This window comes from Clavibacter rahimiani, assembly GCF_052654495.1.
Genome location: NZ_CP199790.1, coordinates 2,218,265 through 2,241,127, shown reverse-complemented (window position 1 = coordinate 2,241,127; position 22,863 = coordinate 2,218,265). Strand labels below are relative to the sequence as shown.

The window sequence follows — 22,863 nt, the reverse complement described above, 5'->3', positions numbered from 1 at the left end:
CATGAGCACCGTCGCCGAGCATGTCCGTGTCGCCGTCCCGCCCGCCTCCGACCGGCCGCGGACGTACGAGGTCCGCACGTACGGCTGCCAGATGAACGTCCACGACTCCGAGCGCCTCACCGGCTCGCTCGAGGCCGCCGGCTATGTCTCGGCCGAGGGCGCCGAGGCCGACATCGTCGTGATCAACACCTGCGCCGTGCGTGAGAACGCGGACAACAAGCTCTACGGCAACCTCGGCCACCTCGCCGGGGTCAAGCGCCGGCACGAGGGCATGCAGATCGCGGTCGGGGGCTGCCTCGCGCAGAAGGACCGCGCGACCGTCCTCGAGAAGGCGCCGTGGGTGGACGTCGTGTTCGGCACGCACAACATGGGCGCCCTGCCGACGCTGCTCGCGCGCGCGCGGCACAACGGCGAGGCGCAGCTCGAGATCCTCGAGAGCCTCGAGACGTTCCCGTCGACGCTGCCCACCAAGCGCGACGAGATCGCGAGCGGCTGGGTGTCCATCTCCGTCGGGTGCAACAACACCTGCACGTTCTGCATCGTCCCCGCGCTCCGCGGCAAGGAGAAGGACCGCCGGCCCGGCGACATCCTCGCCGAGATCCAGGCCCTCGTGGACGACGGCGCGGTCGAGGTCACGCTGCTCGGCCAGAACGTGAACTCCTACGGCGTCGAGTTCGGCGACCGGCAGGCGTTCGGCAAGCTCCTGCGGGCCGCCGGTGCCATCGCTGGCCTCGAGCGGATCCGCTTCACCAGCCCGCACCCGGCGGCCTTCACCGACGACGTGATCGACGCGATGGCCGAGACGCCCGCCGTCATGCCGCAGCTGCACATGCCCCTGCAATCCGGCTCCGACCGCATCCTGAAGGCCATGCGCCGGTCGTACCGCTCGGAGCGGTTCCTCGGGATCCTCGACCGGGTGCGCACGCGCATCCCGGACGCGGCCATCACCACCGACATCATCGTCGGCTTCCCCGGCGAGACCGAGGAGGACTTCCAGGAGACCCTGCGCGTGGTGGAGGCCGCGCGCTTCTCCTCCGCGTTCACGTTCCAGTACTCCATCCGCCCGGGCACCCCCGCGGCGACCATGGACGAGCAGGTCCCCGCGGACGTCGTGAAGGAGCGCTACGCCCGCCTCACCGCGCTGCAGGAGCGCATCAGCCACGAGGAGAACCAGCGCGTCGTCGGACGCACGGTCGAGGTGCTCGTGAGCACCCACGAGGGGCGGAAGGACGGCGACACGCGTCGCGTCACGGGCCGTGCCCAGGACGGCCGCCTCGTCCACCTCGACGTCCCCGCCGGCAGCGGTGAGCCGCGGCCCGGCGACGCCGTGCAGGTGGAGGTCACCCGCGCGGCGCCGTTCCACCTCATCGCGGACTCCGTCGACCAGGCGCCGCTGCGCATCCGACGCACCCGCGCCGGCGACGCCTGGGAGCGCGCGCAGGCGGACTCGTGCGGTGTGCCCGCACCGGCCGCCGGGACCATCACGACCGGCGGCGCGCCCCGTGTGTCGCTCGGCCTGCCGTCGCTCCGGGTGCCGTCGCCCGCGGTCGACGGTGCCGCGCACCCGCGTCACCGCGCGTGACCCCGATCCTCGCGGTCGTCGGGGCCACCGGCACCGGCAAGTCGGCGCTGTCCCTCGACATCGCGGAGCACCTGCGCGCCGAGGGGCGTGCGGCGGAGATCGTCAACGCCGACGCGATGCAGCTGTACCGCGGCATGGACGTCGGCACGGCGAAGCTCCCGGAGTCGGAGCGTCGCGGCATCCCGCACCACCTGCTCGACGTCCTCGACGTCACGGCGGAGGCCACGGTCGCCGCCTACCAGGAGGAGGCGCGGGCAGCGGTCGGCGACATCCTCGCGCGCGGTGCCGTCCCGATCCTCGTCGGCGGATCCGGGCTCTACGTCTCGTCGGTCCTGTTCGACTACGACTTCCCCGGCACCGACCCGGAGATCCGCCAGCGCCTCGAGCGGGAGCTGGCGGAGACCGGGCCCGGCATGCTGCACCGGCGGCTGCGGGAGCTCGACCCGGCCGCCGCCGAGCGCATCGGCGCCCACAACGGACGGCGTCTGGTGCGGGCGCTCGAGGTCGTCGAGATCACGGGCCCCCAGCCGGAGCGGGAGTCCGCCGAGCCGCGCGCCTGGCACCCCGCGCGGATCCTCGCGCTCACGCTTCCGCGCGAGGAGCTCGTGCCCCGGCTCGACGCCCGCGTCACCGGGATGTGGGCCGGCGGCCTCGTGGACGAGGTGCGGGGGCTGCTGCCCGCCGGGCTCGCCGACGGCGTCACGGCATCGCGCGCCATCGGGTACGCGCAGGCCGCGCGTCAGCTCGCGGGGGAGCTGACCGAGGAGGAGGCGATCGAGGAGACACGCGCCCTCACGCGCCGGTACGCGCGCCGGCAGGTGTCGTGGTTCGGCCGCTACGCCGACGCCGTGCGGCTCGACGCGCGCGATGACCGGCTCCTGGAGCACGCCCTCGACGCCCTCCCGGCGACGCGCCCGTAGGCTGGCGGGATGGCAGACCTGCAGTTCACCAAGGGCCAGGGCACGGGCAACGACTTCGTGCTGTTCGCGGATCCCGCGGGCGAGATCGACCTGACCGACACCCAGGTCCAGGCGCTCTGCGACCGCCACTTCGGCATCGGCGCCGACGGCACGATCCGCGCGGTGCTCTCCAGCCGCATCCCCGAGGGTCGCGCGGCGCTCGAGGAGGACCCCGACGCGGAGTGGTTCATGGACTACCGGAACGGCGACGGCAGCCCCGCCGAGATGTGCGGCAACGGCATCCGCGTCTTCACGCTCTTCCTCATCGAGAACGGGCTCATCGAGCTGCCGCCGGGGCGCACCGTCCCGATCGGCACGCGCGCCGGCGTGCGCGACGTGCAGCGCAGCGGATCCGGCTTTCAGGTCGACCTCGGCCGCTGGTCCCTCGCAGGTGGCGAGCCGCTCGTGCGCGCCAAGGACCTCCAGGTCGCCCGGCCGGGCCTCGGCATCGACGTCGGCAACCCGCACGTGGTCGTCGCGCTCTCGAGCGAGGACGAGCTCGCCGAGGCCGACCTCGCGTTCGTCCCGCAGCTGGATCCCGAGCCCGCGGACGGCGCCAACGTGGAGCTCGTCGTGCCGGCCGACCCGCTGGTCGTCGACGGCATCGGCCACATCGCCATGCGCGTCCACGAGCGCGGGAGCGGCGAGACCCTGAGCTGCGGCACGGGCGCGGCGGCCGCCGCCCTCGCCACCCGGCACTGGGCCGGCGCCGCGGCACCCCACCAGTGGCGGGTCCAGCTGCCGGGCGGCGTGCTCGGCGTGCGGATGTTCCCGACGGAGGACGGCGAGCACGTGGGCCTCTCGGGTCCGGCGGAGCTCGTCTTCGACGGGGTCGTGGCGCTGGCCTGATTCGTTCGCGCAGCCCGGACGGGGTCGCGGAGCGACGCCCGGACGCTCGTGTGAGGTGCCGGACCGCGTGCGGTCGGGGAGGGCGGGGCGGGATCCGCCCTAGGAGTCCGCGCCGCGGTGCACGCGCAGCACCCGGAAGCCCTTGTCAGACGCGGCGCGCGTCGTCTCGAGGCCCGCGGGCAGGGTGTCGGCGAGCCAGCGCTGCAGCGAGTCGGATCCGAGGTGGCGCTGCACGACGAGCCATGCGTCCGCGTCGGGGGCGAGCCGCGGCACCCACTCGAGCAGGATCGCGTGCAGCGCCTCCTTGCCCACGCGGATGGGCGGGTTCGACCAGACGGCCGCGAAGCGGAGGTCCGCGGGAACATCCTCGGGCAGCACGGCGTTGACGTTATCGAGACCGAGGGACCGGGCATTCGCCCGCGTCAGCTCGAGAGCACGCTCGTTCACGTCGACCGCCCACACGGTGGCCGACGGCGACCGCATCGCCAGATCGAGCGCCACCGGACCCCAGCCGCAGCCCACGTCCAGCAGATGACCCTCACGAGGAGGCGTCGGGACGTGGCGCAGCAGGACCAGGGTCCCCTGGTCGACGTGCTCGGGGCTGAAGACGCCGCCCGCGGTCTCGACGTCCACCGTCCGTCCCCCCAGCTCGACCGCGATCGTGCGGGTGCGCAGGGGCCCGGCCGGCGACGAGGAGAAGTAATGCGCGTCGGCCATACCGGGACGATACCGGACGCCGAGGCTACGATGGGAGCACATGATCACGCACGACGAGCACGACCACGAGTCCACGGACACGACGACGACGTCCACGGAGAGCAGCATCGGGGACGACGTCGTCGCGCGCGTCCTCGCCCGGGCGGAGAACCGGTCCGCCGGCTACGCCCTCTTCCGCGGATCGGGCGCGCAGGCGCTGTCCGCGGACCCCGACACCGATCAGGGATCCGACGGCGACCAGAGCGAGCGGGCCGACCGCCAGGCGCTGCGGCGCGTCGCCGGGCTCTCGACCGAGCTCGAGGACGTCACCGAGGTCGAGTACCGGCAGCTGCGCCTCGAGAACGTCGTCCTCATCGGCGTGTACTCGCAGGGATCGGTCGACGACGCAGAGAACAGCATGCGCGAGCTCGCGGCCCTGGCCGAGACGGCGGGCGCCGTGGTGCTCGACGGCCTCCTCCAGCGCCGTCCCACGCCGGATCCGAGCACCTACTTCGGCAGCGGCAAGGCGGAGGAGCTGCGCGCCCTCGTGGCCGCGGTCGGCGCGGACACCGTCATCGCCGACACCGAGCTCGCCCCCAGCCAGCGGCGCGCGCTCGAGGACGTGGTGAAGGTCAAGGTCATCGACCGCACGGCCGTGATCCTCGACATCTTCAGCCAGCACGCCAAGAGCCGCGAGGGCAAGGCCCAGGTCGAGCTCGCCCAGCTGCAGTACCTCCTCCCGCGCCTGCGCGGATGGGGTGACTCGATGTCGCGCCAGGCCGGTGGCCAGGTCGGCGGCGCGGGTGCCGGCATGGGATCCCGCGGACCCGGTGAGACGAAGATCGAGCTCGACCGCCGCCGCATCAACACGCGCATGGCCAAGCTCCGGAAGCAGATCGCCGGGATGAAGCCGGCCCGCGACACCAAGCGCGCCAACCGCGACCGGAACGCCGTGCCGTCGGTGGCGATCGTCGGGTACACGAACGCCGGCAAGTCGTCGCTGCTCAACCGCGTGACGAAGGCGGGCGTGCTCGTCGAGAACGCCCTGTTCGCGACGCTGGACGCCACGGTCCGCAAGACCGAGACGGACGAGGGGCAGCTGTACACGCTCGCCGACACGGTCGGGTTCGTCCGGAACCTGCCGCACCAGCTGGTGGAGGCGTTCCGCTCGACCCTCGAGGAGCTCGCCGACGCGGACGTGCTCGTGCACGTCGTCGACGCCTCCCACCCGGACCCCGCGGCACAGCTCGCCACGGTGCACGAGGTCATCGCGGAGGTGGACGCCTCGTCCATCCCGGAGATCATCGTGTTCAACAAGAGCGACCTGGCGTCGGACGACGACCGCGTCGTGCTGCGCGGGCTCGCCCCGCAGGGCGTCTTCGTCTCGGCCCGCACGGGCGAGGGCGTCGACGAGCTGCGTCGCCGCATCGCCGAGCTGCTCCCGCAGCCGACCATCGAGGTCGACCTGTTGGTGCCGTTCGAGCACGGCGAGATCGTGGCCATGCTGCACGAGGGCGCCAAGGTCCTCGAGACCTCGTACGTGGAGGAGGGGACGCGCGTCCGTGCCCTCGTCACGGCCGAGCAGCAGGCGCAGGTCCAGGACTACGCGGTGTCGCCCGCGGTCTGATCCGCGTCGCCCGCACGCACGAGAGCGGCCGATCCCCTCGGGGACCGGCCGCTCTCGTGCGTCGTGGTGAGGGTCAGACGGAGCGCATGACCGCCACGACCTTGCCGACGACCTCCGCGAAGTCGCCGAGGATCGGCTCGAACGCGCTGTTGCGCGGCAGCAGCCACGTGTGCCCGTCGCGCTGGCGGAACACCTTGACGGTGGCCTCGTCGTCGAGCATGGCGGCGACGATGTCGCCGTTCTCCGCCGTCTTCTGCTGGCGGACGACGACCCAGTCGCCGTCGCAGATGGCCGCGTCGATCATCGAGTCGCCGACGACGCGCAGCATGAAGAGGTCGCCCTTGCCGACCAGCTGGCGGGGGAGGGGGAAGACCTCCTCGACCATCTGCTCCGCGGTGATGGGGATGCCCGCCGCGATGCGGCCGACCATCGGGACCATCGCCGCGTCGCCCACGGGCGTCGACGGCTCGCCGCTCTCCGCGGCGCCGTTGCCGGGCAGGTCGATGAGCACCTCGAGGGCGCGCGGGCGGTTCGGGTCGCGGCGGAGGTAGCCGGACAGCTCGAGCTGGTTGAGCTGGTGCGTGACGCTCGAGAGCGACGCCAGGCCGACGGCGTCGCCGATCTCGCGCATGCTCGGCGGGTAGCCCTGGCCGGCGATGGTGCGCTGGATGAACTCCAGGATCGAGATCTGCTTGTCGCTGAGGCTCTTGCGGCGCCTCGTCGCGCCGCCTCCCGCTGCTCGCTCGTCCGCCATGCCACGGCCCGCCTCTCGTCGCCGACGCCCTCCGCGGCTCGTCGACCCGGCGGGCCGACCCCCTCGCGAGGGCGATGTCGGTGGTACCCGGTCGAATGGACTCCAGGCACTCGAAACTGTATCCAGCCGAGGCACCCCGGGCAAACACCTGTTCGAGCGTGTCGCGCGTCGGAGGCGCGGATCGAGGCGATGAGGGCTTGCGGAGGGCTGGTTTCGAATGTATGTTCGGAACACAGCTTCGCACCCGGCTCTCCCGGCCGAGAGCCGGGTGCGAGCTGCCCGACCCGCATCGCATGCCGTACCGCACTGCATCGCCGGGCGCGTCGCCTCGATGCCCCACCGTCTCGCACGAGAGGTCACCATGAACACCGCAGCAGCAACCCCCACCGTCTCCGCCGCCGACGCCGCCGTCCCCGTCGCGGAGGCAGCCGTCGCGCCCCGCACGCGCCTGCGTATCACGCGCCGCGGCCGCATCGTCCTCACCGCGCTGGTCGCGGCCCCGCTCGCGCTCGGCGCCGGGCTCGTCGCCCTCAACGGCGGCGCGGCCGTCGCGTCGAAGGACGTATCGGGCACCGCCTTCGAGTACGTCACCGTCTCGAGCGGCCAGTCCCTGTGGGACCTCGCCGAGGAGATCGCGCCCAGCGCCGACCCGCGCGACGTCATCGCGTCGGTCGTCGACCTCAACCGCCTCCCCACGTCGGACGTCGCGGCGGGCCAGCAGCTCGCCGTGCCCGCCGAGTACGCGCACTGATCCCACCCGCGCTGCGTCCCGCGGCCGCGGGTCGCAGCCGCGGGTCGCAGCCGCGGGTCGATCGGTGCGGACGGGCCGGCCTCGGCTCCCGGTGGCGGCCGGGAGCGAGGTCGGGCGGTCGGAAGCGATCGGTAGCATGGAGGCCATGAGCACCCTCGCGCGCACCGCGCACGTCACGCGGCAGACCAGCGAGTCCAGCATCGAGCTGCAGCTCGACCTCGACGGCACCGGCGTCTCCGAGATCAGCACGTCGGTCCCGTTCTACGACCACATGCTCACCGCGTTCGCGAAGCACTCGCTCACCGACCTGAAGGTCACCGCCACGGGCGACACGCACATCGACGTGCACCACACCGTGGAGGACGTCGGCATCGTCCTCGGCCAGGCCATCCGCCAGGCGCTCGGCAACAAGTCCGGCATCGCGCGCTTCGGCGACGCGCTCGTCCCCCTCGACGAGGCGCTCGTGCAGTCGGTCGTCGACATTTCGGGCCGCCCGTTCCTCGTCCACTCGGGCGAGCCCGCGGGCTTCGAGATGCACCTCATCGGCGGGCACTTCACCGGATCCATGGTCCGCCACGTCTTCGAGGCCATCACATTCCACGCGGGCCTCACCGTGCACGTCACGGTGCTCGGCGGACGCGACCCGCACCACATCGCGGAGGCCGAGTTCAAGTCCTTCGCCCGTGCGTTCCGACAGGCGAAGGAGCTCGACCCCCGCGTGTCCGGCATCCCCTCCACCAAGGGCGCGCTGTGACGCGCCCGTCCGTCGTCGTCCTCGACTACGGCAGCGGCAACATCCACTCGGCCGTCAAGGCCCTCGAGCTGGCCGGCGCGGACGTCGAGCTGACGGGCGACCCGAAGCGGGCGCACGAGTCCGACGGCCTCCTGGTCCCCGGAGTGGGCGCGTTCTCCGCCGTCATGACCGCGCTCCGCGCCGCCGGCGGCGACCGCGTGGTCGACCGCCGCCTCGCGGGCGGGCGTCCGGTGCTCGGCATCTGCGTCGGCATGCAGGTCATGTTCGACCGGGGCGTCGAGCGCGGCGTCGACGTGGCGGGGTTGGGGGAGTGGCCCGGCACGGTGGGGCGCCTCGAGTCCGACGTCCTCCCGCACATGGGCTGGAACACGGTCGAGGTCCCCGAGGGCTCCGCGCTGTTCGCGGGGCTCGAGGAGGAGCGGTTCTACTTCGTGCACTCCTACGCCGCGCGCACGTGGGGGATCGACCCGCTCCCGCCGCTGCCGGCCCCGCGCGTCACCTGGGCCACCCACGGCGAGCGGTTCGTCGCCGCCGTCGAGAACGGCCCGCTCACCGCCACGCAGTTCCACCCCGAGAAGTCGGGGGAGGCCGGGATCCGGCTGCTCGCGAACTGGCTCGGCACCCTCCGCGCCGCCTGACGCGGCTCGCACCGCGCCCCCGCCGTCCCCGACGGCCCCGTCCGCCCCGTCCGTCCGATCGAAGGCCCTCCCATGAGCGAGTTCACCAGCACGCCCCGTCTGACCCTCCTGCCCGCCGTCGACGTCGCGGGCGGCCAGGCCGTCCGCCTCACGCAGGGCGCCGCCGGCACCGAGACCGGCTACGGCGACCCCGTCGACGCCGCGCGCGACTGGGCCGAGCAGGGCGCCGAGTGGCTGCACCTGGTCGACCTCGACGCCGCGTTCGGCCGCGGGGACAACCTCTCCGTCATCTCGCGGGTGATCCGCGCGATCGACGGCGTGCAGATCGAGCTGTCCGGCGGCATCCGCGACGACCGCTCCCTCGACGTGGCGCTCGAGAGCGGCGCGACGCGCATCAACCTGGGCACCGCGGCGCTCGAGAACCCCGAGTGGGCGGCGAGCGTCATCGCGCAGCACGGCGAGGCCGTCGCGGTCGGGCTGGACGTGCGCGGCCGCACGCTCTCCGCACGCGGCTGGACCCAGGACGGCGGCGACATCTGGGAGGTGCTGGAGCGCCTCGAGGAGGCCGGCTGCGCGCGGTACGTCGTCACCGACGTCACCAAGGACGGCACCCTGCAGGGCCCGAACCTGCAGCTGCTCCGCGACGTGCTCGAGCGCACCGAGCGCCCCGTCGTCGCCTCCGGCGGGGTGTCGAGCCTCGACGACATCCAGGCGCTCCGCGAGCTCGTGCCGCTCGGGCTGGAGGGCGCCATCGTCGGCAAGGCCCTCTACGCCGGCGCGTTCACGCTCGCCCAGGCGCTCGACGTCGCCGGGGAGTGATGACGGGCTCCACGCCGCACGCCGACTCGGCCGGGACACCGTGGGCCGGTCGCTCGTTCGAGCCCACCGCCTTCCCCGGGGACGACGGGTCCGCGCCGCCCGCCCTGGCCGACGCGCTGGCGCGGCACGGCCGCGGCGAGGCCGGCCAGGCGGACGTCGTCGACGCCCTGCGGGAGGCGCGCCTGCTGATCCCGCTGGTGGCCCGCCTCGGCGAGGAGGGCCTGAACGACGCCGGCCTCACGGTCGACAAGAGCGCGGAGCTCTCCATCATCACGGTCGCCGGACCCGACGGGCGCACGGTGATGCCGGTCTTCACGTCGGTCGCCGCCATGGGCCGCTGGAACCCCGCCGCGCGTCCCGTGCCGGCCGATGCCGTGCGCGTCGCGCTGGCCGCGGCGAGCGAGGAGACCGACCTCGTCGTGCTGGACCCCATGTCGGACACGGAGTTCGTGCTGCGGCGCCCGGCCGTCTGGGCCGTCGCGCGGTCGCTGCCGTGGACGCCGAGCCCCGAGGATCCCGAGGTCGCCGCGGCGCTCCAGGCGAGCGTCGTGGAGGAGCCCGCGGTCGTCGCCCTGGGCACGTCGCCTGGCGACCCGCGGGCACGCCTCGAGGGGCCGGAGCTGATGATCGCGCTGGAGCTCGTCGACGGCCTCGACCGCTCCGCGCTCGACGCGCTGCTGGCGCGCCTGCAGGGGGAGTGGTCACGCAGCGCCGTGCTCGCCGACCGCGTCGACAGCATGGGACTGCGGATCATCTCCGCTCGCTGAGGGGCGGACGCGGACCGTCGACCCGGCGACCGCCGGACCGACGACCGGCGACCCGCGCGGGCCGGACGCCTAGGAGACGGGGCCCGTGTACTTCTCGCCGGGTCCCTTGCCGACGGCGTCCGGGTACGGGGACGCCTCGCGGAAGGCGAGCTGCAGGGAACGCAGGCCGTCGCGGAGGCTCCGCGCGTGCTGGTCGCCGAGCTCGGGCGAGGCCGCGGTGACGAGTCCCGCGAGCGAGATGATGAGCTTCCGCGCCTCGGCGAGGTCGGTCTGCGTGGCGGGATCGTCGGCGAGTCCGCACTTCACGGCGGCCGCGCTCATGAGGTGGACGGCCGTGGTGGTGATGACCTCGACGGCGGAGACGTCGGCGATGTCCCGCGCGTACTGGTCGGCGACGAAGTCCGCGGTGTCGTCGTCGGCGACGCCCCCGGCGGAGGCCGTCGTCCCGGCGTCGGCGCCGGCGGGCTCCTCGAAGCGGTGGACGTGCGCGTCGGCGGCGGCGTCCGCGGGGGCCGCGTGGTCGGGGCGGGGCGAGTCGGTCATGTCTGTCCTCGGGCTCGGGGCGGTGGCGGATGGCGGCCGGCGGCGGGACCCGGGCGATGCCCGCCCTTCCGGGACGAGGTCGGCGTCTGCTATGCTGATCGACGGCTCCGGGGCTGTCACAGTCCCGGTTCGAAAGAGGATTGATCTCCCACCCGCGCTTGACCGCCTCCATAGGTTACCGGGTCGATTTCGCTCCCCCGTCCGAGCGGCTCCCCAGAGGGCGTCGCGCACGACGGGAGCCCCGCGTCAGCGGGCATGGGCGTGTTGCCGAGTACGACGTACGCGTCGGACCCTGGTGAAGAACCCTCCTCGTCTCGAATCCGAGCGGCTCACGCAGCCGCCGGGCCACCCGAAGACACGAATAGGAGCAGTCCATCAGCGATCCCCGTACCAACGATCGAATCCGAGTTCCCGAGGTTCGCCTCGTTGGCCCAGCAGGCGAGCAGGTCGGCGTCGTATCCATCGACGTCGCACTCCGGCTCGCGCAGGAAGCCGACCTCGACCTCGTGGAGGTCGCGCCCAATTCCAAGCCCCCCGTGGCGAAGATCATGGACTACGGCAAGTTCAAGTACGAGGCCGCGCAGAAGGCCAAGGAAGCGCGTCGCAACCAGGCGAACACCATCCTCAAGGAGGTGCGCTTCCGCCTGAAGATCGACAAGCACGACTACGAGACCAAGCGCAAGCGCGCCGAGGGCTTCCTGCAGGACGGCGACAAGGTCAAGGCCATGATCCTGTTCCGCGGTCGCGAGCAGTCGCGTCCGGACCAGGGCGTGCGCCTGCTCAAGATGTTCGCGGAGGACGTCGCCGAGTTCGGCAGCGTCGAGTCCACCCCCACGATCGACGGCCGCAACATGGTCATGGTCATCGGACCGCACAAGAACAAGTCCGAGGCCAAGGCCGAGGCCAACGCGAAGCGCGACGCCACCAAGGCGAGTGCACGAGAAGCGAGAGAAGAGAACAATGCCTAAGCAGAAGACCCACTCGGGTGCCAAGAAGCGATTCAAGGTCACCGGCAGCGGCAAGATCATGAAGCAGCAGGCCGGCATGCGCCACAACCTCGAGGTCAAGTCCTCCAAGCGCAAGGCGCGACTCAACCAGGACCAGCCCCTGGCCAAGGCCGACATGAAGGTCGCCAAGAAGCTCCTCGGCCGCTAGGCCCCTCGTCGTCCGCGACACCTGAACTCGAATAGGAATCACTGAAATGGCAAGAGTCAAGAGGGCCGTCAACGCCCACAAGAAGCGTCGGGTCATCCTCGAGCGCGCCGCCGGATACCGCGGCCAGCGCTCGCGCCTGTACCGCAAGGCCAAGGAGCAGGTCACCCACTCCCTCGTCTACGCGTACCGCGACCGCCGTGCGAAGAAGGGCGAGTTCCGCCGCCTCTGGATCCAGCGCATCAACGCGGCCGCGCGTCTGAACGGCCTCACGTACAACCGCCTCATCCAGGGCCTCGCCCTCGCCGGCGTCCAGGTCGACCGTCGCATCCTCGCGGACCTCGCGGTCCACGAGCCCGCGACCTTCGCCTCGCTCGTCCAGACGGCCAAGGCCGCCCTGCCCGCGAACACCTCGGCCCCCAAGGTCGCCGCGAACGCGTAGCACTCCCCGCACCACCGCCGACGGCGCGTCCCCGACAGGGGGCGCGCCGTTAGTGTTGGGGCCATGCTCGACAACCCCCGCTCCCCGCGTGTCCGTGGCGTCGCCAAGCTCGCGAAGCGGGACGCGCGCGCCGACACCGGCCTCTTCCTCCTCGAGGGGCCGCAGGCCGTCTCCGAGGCGCTCGCGTTCCGGCCGGACCTCGTCCAGGAGCTCTTCGCGACGCCCACCGCCCTCGACCGCTACCCGGACCTCGCGCGCGCGGTCCGCGAGTCGTCCGTCGAGGTGGAGTACGTCACGGAGGACGTGATCGCGGCCATGGCCGACACGGTCACCCCGCAGGGCGTGGTGGGCGTCTGCCGCCAGTTTCCCACGTCGCTCAAGCAGATCCTCGGCGACGAGCCGCGCCTCATCGCGATCCTCGAGGAGGTGCGCGACCCGGGCAACGCCGGCACCATCATCCGCGCGGCCGACGCCGCGGGGGCCGACGCCGTCGTGCTCACCGGCCGCTCGGTCGACCTCTACAACCCGAAGGTCGTGCGCGCCACGACGGGTTCCCTCTTCCACCTGCCGGTCGCGATCATGCCGGAGCTCGACGCCGTGCTCGCGCGGGTCCGCGAGGCCGGCCTCCAGGTGCTCGCCGCCGACGTGAAGGGCGACGACCTCCTCGCCGAGCGCACGTCGGGCGGCCTCGCCGCGCCCACCGCGTGGCTGTTCGGCAACGAGGCGCGCGGCCTCCAGGACGACCACCTCGCGCTCGCCGACCGCGCCGTCGTCGTGCCCATCTACGGGCAGGCCGAGTCGATGAACCTCGCCACCGCCGCGTCGGTGTGCCTCTACGAGTCGGCGTTCGCGCAGCGCGCCTGACCGCGGATCCGCCGACGCCTGACGGGGGAGAGGCGTCCGCCGTCCCCGGACACCGGCTCTGACCGGCGCAAACGCGGATGCCGCGTCACGAGTGGGTGACGATGCCGCGCGGAAACGCGGACGAAACACCGTCACGGATATGGTGTTCGCATGGAGCAGAGCCCCACGGCGGACACCGCCTCGCCCGCCGCGGTCGCGGTCGGCGAGCCCCTGGTCGTCGTATCCCACGTCAACAAGCACTTCGGGGACCTGCACGTCCTCAAGGACATCTCGACCACGGTCAACCGCGGGGAGGTCGTCGTCGTCATCGGCCCCAGCGGGTCCGGCAAGTCGACGCTCTGCCGGGCGATCAACCGCCTGGAGACCATCGACGACGGCACCATCACGATCGACGGCCAGGACCTCCCGTCCGAGGGCGCCGAGCTCGCGCGCCTCCGCGCCGACGTCGGCATGGTGTTCCAGTCGTTCAACCTCTTCGCGCACAAGACCGTGCTCGAGAACGTGACGCTCGGACCCATCAAGGTGCGCAAGAAGGGCAAGGCGGAGGCGGAGAAGCGGGCGATGGAGCTCCTCGACCGCGTCGGCGTCGCCAACCAGGCGCAGAAGATGCCGGCCCAGCTCTCGGGCGGCCAGCAGCAGCGCGTCGCCATCGCCCGCGCGCTGGCGATGGACCCGAAGCTGATCCTGCTCGACGAGCCCACCTCGGCCCTCGACCCGGAGATGATCACCGAGGTCCTCGACGTCATGGTCGGCCTCGCGAAGGACGGCATGACGATGATGGTCGTCACCCACGAGATGGGCTTCGCCCGCAAGGCCGCCGACCGCGTGATCTTCATGGCCGACGGCGCCATCGAGGAGGACACCACCCCGCAGGCGTTCTTCGACGACCCGCAGAGCCCGCGCGCGAAGGACTTCCTCTCGAAGATCCTCGCCCACTGACGCCCGCGGAGGGCCGACGCCCTCCCGCGCACCGCACCCGGACGCCGTCGAGGCAGGCGCGTCCGGGCGCCGCACCACCGCCCCACCTGCACGATCGGCACGACCCGCACCACGGGCGCTCGCGCTCGCCTCCGTCATCCACCTCACCAGCAGAGAAACGGGAACCATGAAGCACAGGAACCTCTCCATCCTCGCGGCCGCCGCCGCGGTCGTCGTCGGCCTCACCGGCTGCGGCGCGGCCGGCAGCGCGTCCGGGCCCGCCGTCGACGCGGGCACCGACGCCCCCGCCAACGGCGACGGGCCGTACAAGCTCGAGCTCGCCGAGGACCCCACGTTCGACGAGGGCACCACGATGGCGCGCCTCGCCGAGGCGGGCTCCATGAAGGTCGGCACGAAGTTCGACCAGCCGCTCTTCGGCCTCGCGGGCCTCGACGGCAAGCCCGCCGGCTTCGACGTCGCGATCGCGGCGCTCGTCGCCAGCAAGCTCGGCATCGGATTCGACGACATCGCCTTCACGGAGACGGTGTCCGCGAACCGCGAGCCCTTCATCCAGAACGGCTCGGTCGACGCGGTCGTCGCGACCTACACGATCAACGACAAGCGCAAGGAGGTCGTGGACTTCGCGGGCCCGTACTACGTCGCCGGCCAGGCGCTCATGGTGCTCGCGGACGACACCACGATCAACACGCCCGAGGACGTCCGCGGCAAGCAGGTCTGCTCGGTCGCCGGATCCACCCCCGCCGCGAACATCGAGGCCACGTTCGGCGCGGTCGTCGTGCCGACCGACGTCTACAGCAAGTGCCTCGACCCGCTGCGCAACGGCCAGGTCGCCGCGGTCACCACCGACAACGTGATCCTCTCCGGCTTCATCGACCAGAACGAGGGCGAGTTCAAGCTCGTCGGTGACGGCGAGACCTTCACGGAGGAGCCCTACGGCATCGGCATCGCCAAGGACGACGAGGCGTTCCGCACCTTCATCAACGACACGCTGGAGGAGGCCTACGAGGACGGCACCTGGGCGCGCCTGTTCGAGGCGACGGCCGGCACGGTCATCGACACGCCGGAGCCCCCGGCGGTCGACCGCTACTAGTCCCACCCGGGTCCCGCGGGCGCCGACGGCGCGCGCGGGACCCGTCCCTCGTCCGGGCACCCGAGCCCGGATCCGCCAGCCGCCCGGCCCGCCGGGCGCATCATCCAAGGAGGTGTGCCGTGGGAGTGATCCTCGACAATCTCGACGTGTTCCTGCGGGGGTTCGGCGGCACGCTGCGCCTCCTCCTCACCACGGTGCTCTTCGCGCTCCCGCTGGGGGTCGTGATCGCCGCCATGAGGATCTCGCCCGTCGCGAGCCTCCGCGCCACCTCCACCGTCTACGTCGAGCTGCTGCGGAACACCCCGCTGCTGCTCGTCTTCACCTTCTTCAGCGTCGTGATCACGTCGATCTCGGGCGCGCTGCCGTTCATGACGGCCGCGGTGCTCGCGCTCACGCTCTACACGGCGCCCTTCTTCGCCGAGGCGATCCGCTCCGGCATCAACAGCGTGCCCGTCGGTCAGGCGGAGGCCGCGCGCAGCATCGGGCTGACGTTCGGGCAGACGCTCGGCCACGTGATCCTGCCGCAGGCGCTGCGCACGGTCGTGCCGCCGCTGATCAACGTGGTCATCGCGCTCACCAAGAACACGTCCATCGCCGGCGCGTACTTCATCTACGAGCTGTTCAACGTGGGCCGCGACGTCGCGAACGCCAACGGGAACGCGGTCGTGTGGGTGTTCGTGGGCGTCGCGTTCTTCTACCTCATCATCACGGTCCCGCTCGGCCAGCTGGCGGACCACCTCGAGAAGCGAGTGGCGGTCTCCCGATGAGCCAGGTCCTCTACGACGTCCCCGGGCCCCGCGCCCGCCGGCGTTCGCGCATCCTCTCGATCGTCACGGGCGTCGTCCTCGTCGCCGTGCTCGCGTTCGCCGCCGTCCGCCTCCAGCAGGCCGGGCAGTTCAGCCCCGACATCTGGCGCGTGCTCAACGACCCGCTGGTGTGGGGCCTGCTGCTGAAGGGCCTGTGGGTCGTCCTCCAGTCGGCCGCGGTCGCCGCCGTGCTCGCGATCCTCCTGGGCATGGTGCTCGCGCTCCTGCGGATGAGCGAGCACCGGGTCATCCGCTACGCGGTCACCGTCGTGCTCGAGTTCTTCCGCGGCATGCCCGTGCTGCTGATGATGCTCTTCATCTACCTGATCTTCCCGATCGGCCCGTACTGGGCCGTCGTCACCGCGCTCACGCTCTACAACGGCGCGATCATCGGGGAGGCGCTGCGCTCCGGCATCCTCGGCCTGCCCCGCGGACAGCGGGAGGCGGGCCTCGCGATCGGCCTGCGCCCCCTGCAGAACCGGCTCCTGGTGGAGTTCCCGCAGGCGTTCCGCACCATGCTGCCGATCATCGTCGCCCAGCTCGTCGTGCTCATCAAGGACACCGCGCTCGGCACCATCGTCAGCCTCGTCGGCCTCACCAAGCAGGGCGAGCTGATCCTCGAGGCCACGAGCCGCGCCAACTCGCTGCCGATCTTCGTGGTGATGGTGGGCATGTACCTCGTGCTGAACCTCACCGTGTCGACCATCGCCCGGCGCCTGGCGCGGAAGCGCGGACCGCGCATGGCCAAGACCGTCGCCGCGGGGACCTCGCAGGGCGCATAGCCGTCCCGCCGGGCCCTCCCGGTCGCCTGACGGGCCCGTCGCCTCCGCGCGGCGGGCCCGTCGTGCGTGCGGCGGCCGGGCCCGTCGCGGGCCGGGGGCGCCCACCCCGATCGGTAGACTCGGGCCTCATGTCCGAACCCCAGATCTCCGAGGAGAGCGTCGGCGCCGCCGTGGAGCAGGCGATGGCCGCGCTCGCCGCGACCACCGACTCCGCGTCGCTCGCGCAGGCGCGATCCGCCCACATCGGCGAGGCGTCGCCGCTCGCCCGGCTGAACGGATCGCTCCGCTCCCTGCCGCCCGCCGACCGCAAGGACGCCGGGAAGCTCGTGGGCCAGTCCCGCGCCCGCGTCACGCAGGCCTTCCAGGCCCGCGAGGCGGAGATCCAGGAGCAGGAGGCCGCCGAGCGCCTGGTCGCCGAGGCCGTGGACGTCACCGCGCTGCCGAGCCGCTGGCGCGCCGGCGCCCGGCACCCGCTCACCATGCTGGAGGAGCGCATCGCCGACATCTTCGTCGGGATGGGCTGGCAGGTGAACGAGGGCCCCGAGCTCGAGAGCGAGTGGTTCAACTTCGACGCGCTGAACTTCCCGCCGGACCACCCGGCGCGCGCCATGCAGGACTCCTTCTACGTGGATCCCACCGACGCGCACCTGGTGCTCCGCACGCACACGTCGCCCGTGCAGATCCGCACGCTGCTCGCCGACGCGCTGCCCGTCTACACGATCGCGCAGGGCCGCACCTTCCGCAGCGACGAGCTCGATGCGACGCACACCCCCGCGTTCCGCCAGGTCGAGGGCATCGCGATCGACCGCGGCCTCACCATGGCGCACCTGCGCGGCACGCTCGAGCACTTCGCGCGCTCGATGTTCGGACCCGACGCGCGCATCCGCCTGCGCCCCAACTACTTCCCGTTCACGGAGCCGAGCGCCGAGATGGACGTCTGGCACCCGGCCGCCGCGGGCGGACCCCGGTGGATCGAGTGGGGCGGCTGCGGCATGGTGAACCCGAACGTGCTCCGCTCCGCCGGCATCGACCCCGACGAGTACCAGGGCTTCGCGTTCGGCATGGGCACCGAGCGCACCCTCATGTTCCGCAACGACCTCTCCGACATGCGCGACATCGTCGAGGGCGACATCCGATTCGGCGCGCAGTTCGGGATGGTGGTGTAGTCGTGAGGATCCCGATCAGCTGGCTCGGCGAGCACGTCGAGCTCCCCGCGGGCGTCACCCCCGAGGACGTCCACGCCTCGCTCGTCAAGGTGGGCCTCGAGGAGGAGGACGTGCACGCGTTCGCCATCTCCGGCCCCGTCGTCGTCGGGCAGGTGCTCGAGGCGACCCCCGAGCCGCAGACCAACGGCAAGACCATCAACTGGTGCTCCGTGCGCGTCGCGCCCGAGGGCGCCACGGCGGCGGACGGCGGCGAGGACGTCCGCGGCATCGTGTGCGGCGCCCACAACTTCGTCGTCGGCGACAAGGTGGTGGTGAGCCTGCCCGGCGCGGTGCTCCCCGGCCCGTTCCCCATCTCCGCGCGGAAGACGTACGGCCACGTGTCCGACGGCATGATCGCGTCGTCGCGCGAGCTCGGCCTGGGGGAGGAGCACGACGGGATCCTCGTCCTCTCCTCGCTGGGTCTCGACCCGGAGGTGGGCACCGACGCGCTCGCGCTCCTGCACCTCGACGACCGGGCCGTGGAGGTCAACGTCACGCCCGACCGCGGGTACGCGTTCTCGATCCGCGGCATCGCCCGGGAGTACGCGCACGCCACGGGCGCCGCCTTCACCGACCCCGCGGACGCGCTCGCGCTGCTCACCGCGGACGCGCCCGTCACCGGGATCGAGGTGCGCGTCGCCGACGCCGCCCCGATCCGCGGCCGCGTCGGCGCGGACGTCTTCGTCACGCGCGTGGTGTCCGGCCTCGACGTGTCGCGGCCCACGCCGCCGTGGATGGTGTCGCGCCTCACCCTCGCGGGCGTCCGCTCCATCTCGCTCGTCGTCGACGTCACCAACTACGTCATGCTCGAGCTCGGCCAGCCGCTGCACGGCTACGACCTCGACCGGCTGCAGGGCGGCATCGTCGTCCGGCGCGCGGCCGAGGGCGAGGCGCTCGTCACGCTCGACGGTCGCGAGCGCGCGCTGCACGTCGAGGACCTGGTGATCGCCGACGACTCGGGGCCCGTCGGCCTCGCCGGCGTCATGGGCGGCGCGGCCACGGAGATCGGCGCGGGCACCACGCGCGTGCTGATCGAGGCGGCCGGCTTCGACCCGATCTCCATCGCGCGCACGGCCCGACGCCACAAGCTGCCGAGCGAGGCGTCCAAGCGCTTCGAGCGCGGCGTGGATCCCCGCATCGCGCCCGCCGCCGCGGCACGCGCCGTGCAGCTCCTCGAGGAGCTCGCCGGCGGCCACGCGGAGGGCCTCGGCTCGCTCCTCGACACGACCGCGCCGCCCGCGGCCGTCGAGCTGCCCGTCGGCTACCCGGCGTCGCTCGTCGGCGTCGACTACACCGAGGACGAGGTGCGCCACGCGCTCGTCGACGTCGGCTGCGCCATCGAGGAGCGCGACGGCGTGCTCCTCGTCACGCCGCCCACCTGGCGGCCCGACCTCCGGCACCGCGCCGACCTCGTGGAGGAGGTCGCCCGCATCGTCGGCTACGACCGGATCCCCGCGGTCCTGCCCGTCGCGCCCCCCGGCCGCGGGCTCACCGTCGCCCAGCGCCTCCGCCGCCAGGCCTCGATCGCGCTCGCCGCGGGCGGGCTCACGGAGGTCATGGGGTCGCCGTTCGCGTCCGAGGCGCAGAACGCGCGCTTCGGCGCGGCCGACCGCGACGACGCCCCCGCCGTCCGGCTGGCGAACCCGCTCGACGTCGCGTACCCGTTCCTCCGCCGCTCGCTGCTGCCCGGGCTCATCGACATCGCCCGGCGCAACCTGTCGCGCGGATCCACGGACCTCGCGCTCTACGAGACCGGCACCGTGTTCCTCCCGTCCGCGGGCGTCGCCTACGGGTCCCCGCAGATGCCGCCCGGGGCCGCACGTCCCGACGCGACGACCCTGCGGGCGCTCGACGCCGGCATCCCGCCGCAGCCCCGCCACGTCGGCGTGCTGATCCTCGGCGACGCCGTCCCGAAGCAGCCGGGCACCCCCGCGCAGCGCGCCGGCCTCGTCGACGCGCTCGACGCCGTGCGGCAGCTCGCGCACGCGGTGGGCGTGGAGATCCGCTTCGAGCAGGGCGCGCACGCGGCCATGCACCCGGGTCGCACGGCCGCGGTCGAGGCCATGACCGCCGACGGTCCCGTCATCGTGGGCTTCGCGGGCGAGCTCCTGCCGGCGCTCGCCGCCGAGCTCGACCTGCCCGAGCGCGTCGCGCTCGCCGAGGTCGACCTCGACCGCCTCGTCGCGCTCGCGGGCGGCACCGTCGAGGTCCGCCCTCTGCGGTCGATGCCCGTCGCCACGCAGGACCTCAGCCTCGTCGTCCCGCTCGAGGTGCCGGCGGGCGAGCTCCTCGCCGCGGTGGTCGAGGGCGCGGGCGAGCTGCTCGAGACCGCGCGCCTCGTCGACGACTACCGCGGGCCCGGTGTCGAGGCGGGCACCCGCTCGCTCACCTTCGCCCTCCGGTTCCGCGCGCCCGACCGCACGCTGACCGCGGCCGAGGCGAGCGAGGCGCGCGACGGATCCGTCCGTCTCGCCGGAGAGCGGTTCGGCGCGACGCTCCGCGAGTAGCGCAGGGCCGTCGCGGGGTCTCGCGACGGGACCGACGCGGGCGGGCTCCTCCCCAGGGAGGGCCCGCCCGCGTGCACGTCCCGCGGCCCTCCGCCCGGCGGGAGCCCTCCCGCACCGGCACTAGATTTGATGCATGTCATTCTCAGTCGCCGTCGCGGGCGCCAGCGGCTACGCGGGCGGGGAGCTCCTCCGCCTGCTCGCCGACCACCCGCGCCTCGAGGTCACGACGCTCACCGCCTTCCAGAACGCGGGCGAGCGGCTCCGGCAGGTGCACCCGCACCTCACGTCGTACGCCGACCGCACCTTCGTCGAGACCACGGCCGAGCAGCTCGCCGGCCACGACGTCGTCTTCCTCGCCCTGCCGCACGGCAAGTCGGGCGCCATCACCGCCCAGCTCGACGACGCGACCCTCGTGGTCGACTGCGGCGCCGACCACCGGCTCGTCGACGAGGCCGCGTGGGACGCGTTCTACGGCGGCGAGTTCGCCGGCGCCTGGCCCTACGGCCTCCCGGAGCTGCTGCACGCGGAGGAGGGCGGCACCCAGCGCACGCACCTGTCCGGCGTGAAGCGCATCGCGGTCCCCGGCTGCAACGTCACCGCCATCACGCTCGGGCTCCAGCCCGGCATCCGCGCGGGCGTCATCGAGCCGGAGGACATCGTCGCCGTGCTGGCGGTGGGCCCGTCCGGCGCCGGCCGCTCGCTGCGCACGAACCTGCTGGCGAGCGAGATCCTCGGATCCGCGAGCGCCTACGCGGTCGGCGGCACGCACCGGCACACCCCGGAGATCCGGCAGAACCTCGAGACGGCCGGCGGCGGGCACGTCAGCGTCTCGTTCACGCCCGTCCTCGTGCCGATGGCCAGAGGGATCCTCGCCACGGCCACCGCCCGCCTCGCCCCCGGCTTCTCCGCGCACGACGTGCGCGCCGCCTGGGAGCTCGCGTACGCCGAGGAGCCGTTCGTGCACCTCCTGCCGGAGGGCTCGTTCCCGAACGTCTCCGACGTCACGGGATCCAACACCGCGCTCGTGGGCCTCGCCATCGACGAGGCCGCGGGCCGCGTCGTCACGGTCACCGCCATCGACAACCTGGTCAAGGGCACGGCGGGAGCGGCCATCCAGTCCGCGAACATCGCGCTCGGGCTGCCCGAGGCCATGGGCCTCCCGGTGAACGGGGTCGCCCCGTGAGCGTCACCGCCGCGCGCGGCTTCGTCGCGGGCGGGGTTGCCGCCGGCCTCAAGTCCACGGGCGCGCTCGACGTCGCCCTCGTCCGCAACACCGGTCCGTCGCAGGCGGCCGCCGCGGTGTTCACGAGCAACCGCTGCCAGGCCAACCCCATCCTGTGGTCCCGCCAGGTCATCGGCGACGGCCGCGTGAGCGCGGTCGTCCTCAACTCCGGCGGCGCCAACTGCTACACCGGATCCCGCGGGTTCCAGGTCACGCACGCCACCGCCGAGGCGGTCGGCCGCGCCCTCGACGTGTCGAGCGGCGACGTGCTCGTCTGCAGCACCGGCCTCATCGGCGAGCAGCTCCCGCTCGAGAAGCTCGAGGACGGGGTCGCCCGCGTCTCCGCGGCGCTCGCCGCGGACGGCGGGGATGACGCGGCGCGCGCCATCATGACCACCGACACCAGGCCCAAGCAGTCCGTGCGCGCGTCCGACGCCGGCTGGTCGGTCGGCGGGATGGCCAAGGGCGCCGGCATGCTCGCGCCAGGCCTCGCGACCATGCTGGTCGTCATCACGACCGACGCCGACCTCGACGCCCCGGCGCTCGACCGCGCGCTCCGCGAGGCCACGCGCGTCACCTTCGACCGCCTCGACTCCGACGGCTGCATGTCGACCAACGACCAGGTCACGCTCCTCGCGAGCGGCGCATCCGGCGTCGTCCCCGACGCGGACGCCTTCCAGGCCGCGCTCACCGCCGTATGCGCGGACCTCGCCGAGCAGCTCCAGGCCGATGCCGAGGGCGCGTCGCACGACATCGCCATCGAGGTCGTGCACGCGGCCGACGACGCGGACGCCGTCGAGGTCGGCCGCGCGGTCGCGCGCAGCAACCTGTTCAAGGCCGCGGTGTTCGGCAACGACCCCAACTGGGGCCGCGTGCTGGCCGCGGTCGGCACCACGGGCGCCGCCTTCGACCCGTACGGCATCGACGTCGCGATCAATGGCGTCCAGGTGTGCCGCGCGGGCGAGCCGCACGAGAGCCGCGACCTGGTCGACCTCCACCCGCGCGCCGTGCACGTCCTCATCGACCTGCACGCGGGTGACGCGACGGCCACGATCCTCACCAACGACCTCACGCACGACTACGTGCACGAGAACAGCGCGTACGCGAGCTGATGG

At 73.0% G+C, this 22,863-nt stretch carries 24 protein-coding genes; 21 read left to right on the top strand and 3 right to left on the bottom strand.

All coding sequences use genetic code 11. From position 1 onward, the window contains the following. Position 1: 1 nt before the first annotated feature. The 3 genes from miaB to dapF are packed head-to-tail and all read left to right on the top strand — an operon-like array spanning position 2 to position 3,390. Positions 2–1,582, top strand: coding sequence for a tRNA (N6-isopentenyl adenosine(37)-C2)-methylthiotransferase MiaB (gene miaB, locus ACT7CP_RS10630; RefSeq protein ID WP_445442184.1), 1,581 nt, complete (start codon positions 2–4; stop codon positions 1,580–1,582). Continuing rightward, positions 1,579–2,502, top strand: coding sequence for a tRNA (adenosine(37)-N6)-dimethylallyltransferase MiaA (gene miaA, locus ACT7CP_RS10625; protein ID WP_445442183.1), 924 nt, complete (start codon positions 1,579–1,581; stop codon positions 2,500–2,502). The genes miaB and miaA overlap by 4 nt, the downstream gene beginning before the upstream one ends. 9 nt (positions 2,503–2,511) lie before the next feature. Continuing rightward, positions 2,512–3,390, top strand: a complete 879-nt coding sequence (gene dapF / locus ACT7CP_RS10620) for a diaminopimelate epimerase (RefSeq protein WP_445442182.1) — start codon at positions 2,512–2,514, stop codon at positions 3,388–3,390. Positions 3,391–3,489: 99 nt separating this feature from the next. Here the strand turns inward: dapF and ACT7CP_RS10615 are convergent, their stop codons facing one another. Then, complete coding sequence (locus ACT7CP_RS10615) at positions 3,490–4,107, bottom strand: class I SAM-dependent methyltransferase (protein WP_445442181.1); 618 nt, start codon at positions 4,105–4,107, stop codon at positions 3,490–3,492. A 40-nt stretch (positions 4,108–4,147) separates the two neighbouring features. Here ACT7CP_RS10615 and hflX point away from each other — a divergent pair, with 40 nt between their 5' ends. Then, complete coding sequence (hflX, locus tag ACT7CP_RS10610) at positions 4,148–5,713, top strand: GTPase HflX (protein ID WP_445442180.1); 1,566 nt, start codon at positions 4,148–4,150, stop codon at positions 5,711–5,713. Positions 5,714–5,786: 73 nt separating this feature from the next. Here hflX and lexA read toward each other — a convergent pair whose 3' ends face one another. Further along, the gene (gene lexA / locus ACT7CP_RS10605; protein ID WP_413963398.1) at positions 5,787–6,467 is read right to left on the bottom strand and encodes a transcriptional repressor LexA; all 681 of its coding nucleotides are present in this window, start codon (positions 6,465–6,467) and stop codon (positions 5,787–5,789) included. A gap of 361 nt (positions 6,468–6,828) precedes the next feature. Between lexA and ACT7CP_RS10600 the strand changes: the two genes are divergently transcribed. From ACT7CP_RS10600 to ACT7CP_RS10580, 5 genes are all read left to right on the top strand, one after another. Continuing rightward, positions 6,829–7,218: a hypothetical protein gene (locus tag ACT7CP_RS10600; RefSeq protein WP_445442179.1), complete on the top strand. Its 390-nt coding sequence runs from the start codon at positions 6,829–6,831 to the stop codon at positions 7,216–7,218. A 145-nt stretch (positions 7,219–7,363) separates the two neighbouring features. Beyond that, entirely contained in the window at positions 7,364–7,972 is a 609-nt protein-coding gene (gene hisB / locus ACT7CP_RS10595) for an imidazoleglycerol-phosphate dehydratase HisB (RefSeq protein WP_445442178.1), read from the top strand. Then, the gene (gene hisH, locus ACT7CP_RS10590; protein WP_445442177.1) at positions 7,969–8,610 is read left to right on the top strand and encodes an imidazole glycerol phosphate synthase subunit HisH; all 642 of its coding nucleotides are present in this window, start codon (positions 7,969–7,971) and stop codon (positions 8,608–8,610) included. The genes hisB and hisH overlap by 4 nt, the downstream gene beginning before the upstream one ends. Before the next feature lie 72 nt (positions 8,611–8,682). Continuing rightward, positions 8,683–9,429, top strand: coding sequence for a bifunctional 1-(5-phosphoribosyl)-5-((5-phosphoribosylamino)methylideneamino)imidazole-4-carboxamide isomerase/phosphoribosylanthranilate isomerase PriA (gene priA, locus ACT7CP_RS10585; protein ID WP_307507578.1), 747 nt, complete (start codon positions 8,683–8,685; stop codon positions 9,427–9,429). Further along, positions 9,429–10,196: an SseB family protein gene (locus tag ACT7CP_RS10580; protein ID WP_445442176.1), complete on the top strand. Its 768-nt coding sequence runs from the start codon at positions 9,429–9,431 to the stop codon at positions 10,194–10,196. The genes priA and ACT7CP_RS10580 overlap by 1 nt, the downstream gene beginning before the upstream one ends. A gap of 69 nt (positions 10,197–10,265) precedes the next feature. Here the strand turns inward: ACT7CP_RS10580 and ACT7CP_RS10575 are convergent, their stop codons facing one another. Beyond that, positions 10,266–10,739 carry a DUF1844 domain-containing protein gene (locus ACT7CP_RS10575; protein WP_445442175.1) on the bottom strand — a complete coding sequence of 158 codons (474 nt, stop codon included), beginning with the start codon at positions 10,737–10,739 and terminating at the stop codon, positions 10,266–10,268. A 374-nt stretch (positions 10,740–11,113) separates the two neighbouring features. Between ACT7CP_RS10575 and infC the strand changes: the two genes are divergently transcribed. The 12 genes from infC (at position 11,114) to argJ (ending at position 22,860) form a co-directional block, all read left to right on the top strand. Continuing rightward, on the top strand, positions 11,114–11,707 hold the full coding sequence (infC, locus tag ACT7CP_RS10570) for a translation initiation factor IF-3 (RefSeq protein ID WP_015490649.1): 594 nt from the start codon (positions 11,114–11,116) through the stop codon (positions 11,705–11,707). Next, positions 11,700–11,894: a 50S ribosomal protein L35 gene (gene rpmI, locus ACT7CP_RS10565; RefSeq protein ID WP_012298616.1), complete on the top strand. Its 195-nt coding sequence runs from the start codon at positions 11,700–11,702 to the stop codon at positions 11,892–11,894. The genes infC and rpmI overlap by 8 nt, the downstream gene beginning before the upstream one ends. 46 nt (positions 11,895–11,940) lie before the next feature. Next, positions 11,941–12,333: a 50S ribosomal protein L20 gene (gene rplT, locus ACT7CP_RS10560; RefSeq protein WP_094116169.1), complete on the top strand. Its 393-nt coding sequence runs from the start codon at positions 11,941–11,943 to the stop codon at positions 12,331–12,333. Between the two features lie 63 nt (positions 12,334–12,396). Further along, a complete protein-coding gene (locus tag ACT7CP_RS10555; protein ID WP_413963392.1) occupies positions 12,397–13,197 on the top strand; it encodes a TrmH family RNA methyltransferase in 801 nt (266 codons plus the stop codon). Positions 13,198–13,347: 150 nt separating this feature from the next. Further along, the gene (locus ACT7CP_RS10550; RefSeq protein WP_373425964.1) at positions 13,348–14,136 is read left to right on the top strand and encodes an amino acid ABC transporter ATP-binding protein; all 789 of its coding nucleotides are present in this window, start codon (positions 13,348–13,350) and stop codon (positions 14,134–14,136) included. Between the two features lie 166 nt (positions 14,137–14,302). Next, complete coding sequence (locus ACT7CP_RS10545; RefSeq protein WP_445442174.1) at positions 14,303–15,226, top strand: glutamate ABC transporter substrate-binding protein; 924 nt, start codon at positions 14,303–14,305, stop codon at positions 15,224–15,226. Positions 15,227–15,345: 119 nt separating this feature from the next. Continuing rightward, a complete protein-coding gene (locus ACT7CP_RS10540; protein ID WP_445442173.1) occupies positions 15,346–15,993 on the top strand; it encodes an amino acid ABC transporter permease in 648 nt (215 codons plus the stop codon). Further along, positions 15,990–16,814 carry an amino acid ABC transporter permease gene (locus ACT7CP_RS10535; protein ID WP_413963389.1) on the top strand — a complete coding sequence of 275 codons (825 nt, stop codon included), beginning with the start codon at positions 15,990–15,992 and terminating at the stop codon, positions 16,812–16,814. Before ACT7CP_RS10540 ends, ACT7CP_RS10535 begins: the two co-directional genes overlap by 4 nt. A gap of 128 nt (positions 16,815–16,942) precedes the next feature. After that, positions 16,943–17,980, top strand: a complete 1,038-nt coding sequence (gene pheS / locus ACT7CP_RS10530; protein WP_413963388.1) for a phenylalanine--tRNA ligase subunit alpha — start codon at positions 16,943–16,945, stop codon at positions 17,978–17,980. 2 nt (positions 17,981–17,982) lie between these two features. After that, on the top strand, positions 17,983–20,526 hold the full coding sequence (pheT, locus tag ACT7CP_RS10525) for a phenylalanine--tRNA ligase subunit beta (RefSeq protein ID WP_445442172.1): 2,544 nt from the start codon (positions 17,983–17,985) through the stop codon (positions 20,524–20,526). A 133-nt stretch (positions 20,527–20,659) separates the two neighbouring features. After that, positions 20,660–21,709, top strand: coding sequence for an N-acetyl-gamma-glutamyl-phosphate reductase (gene argC, locus ACT7CP_RS10520; protein WP_413963386.1), 1,050 nt, complete (start codon positions 20,660–20,662; stop codon positions 21,707–21,709). Then, positions 21,706–22,860, top strand: coding sequence for a bifunctional glutamate N-acetyltransferase/amino-acid acetyltransferase ArgJ (argJ, locus tag ACT7CP_RS10515; RefSeq protein WP_413963385.1), 1,155 nt, complete (start codon positions 21,706–21,708; stop codon positions 22,858–22,860). Before argC ends, argJ begins: the two co-directional genes overlap by 4 nt. Positions 22,861–22,863: the final 3 nt, after the last annotated feature.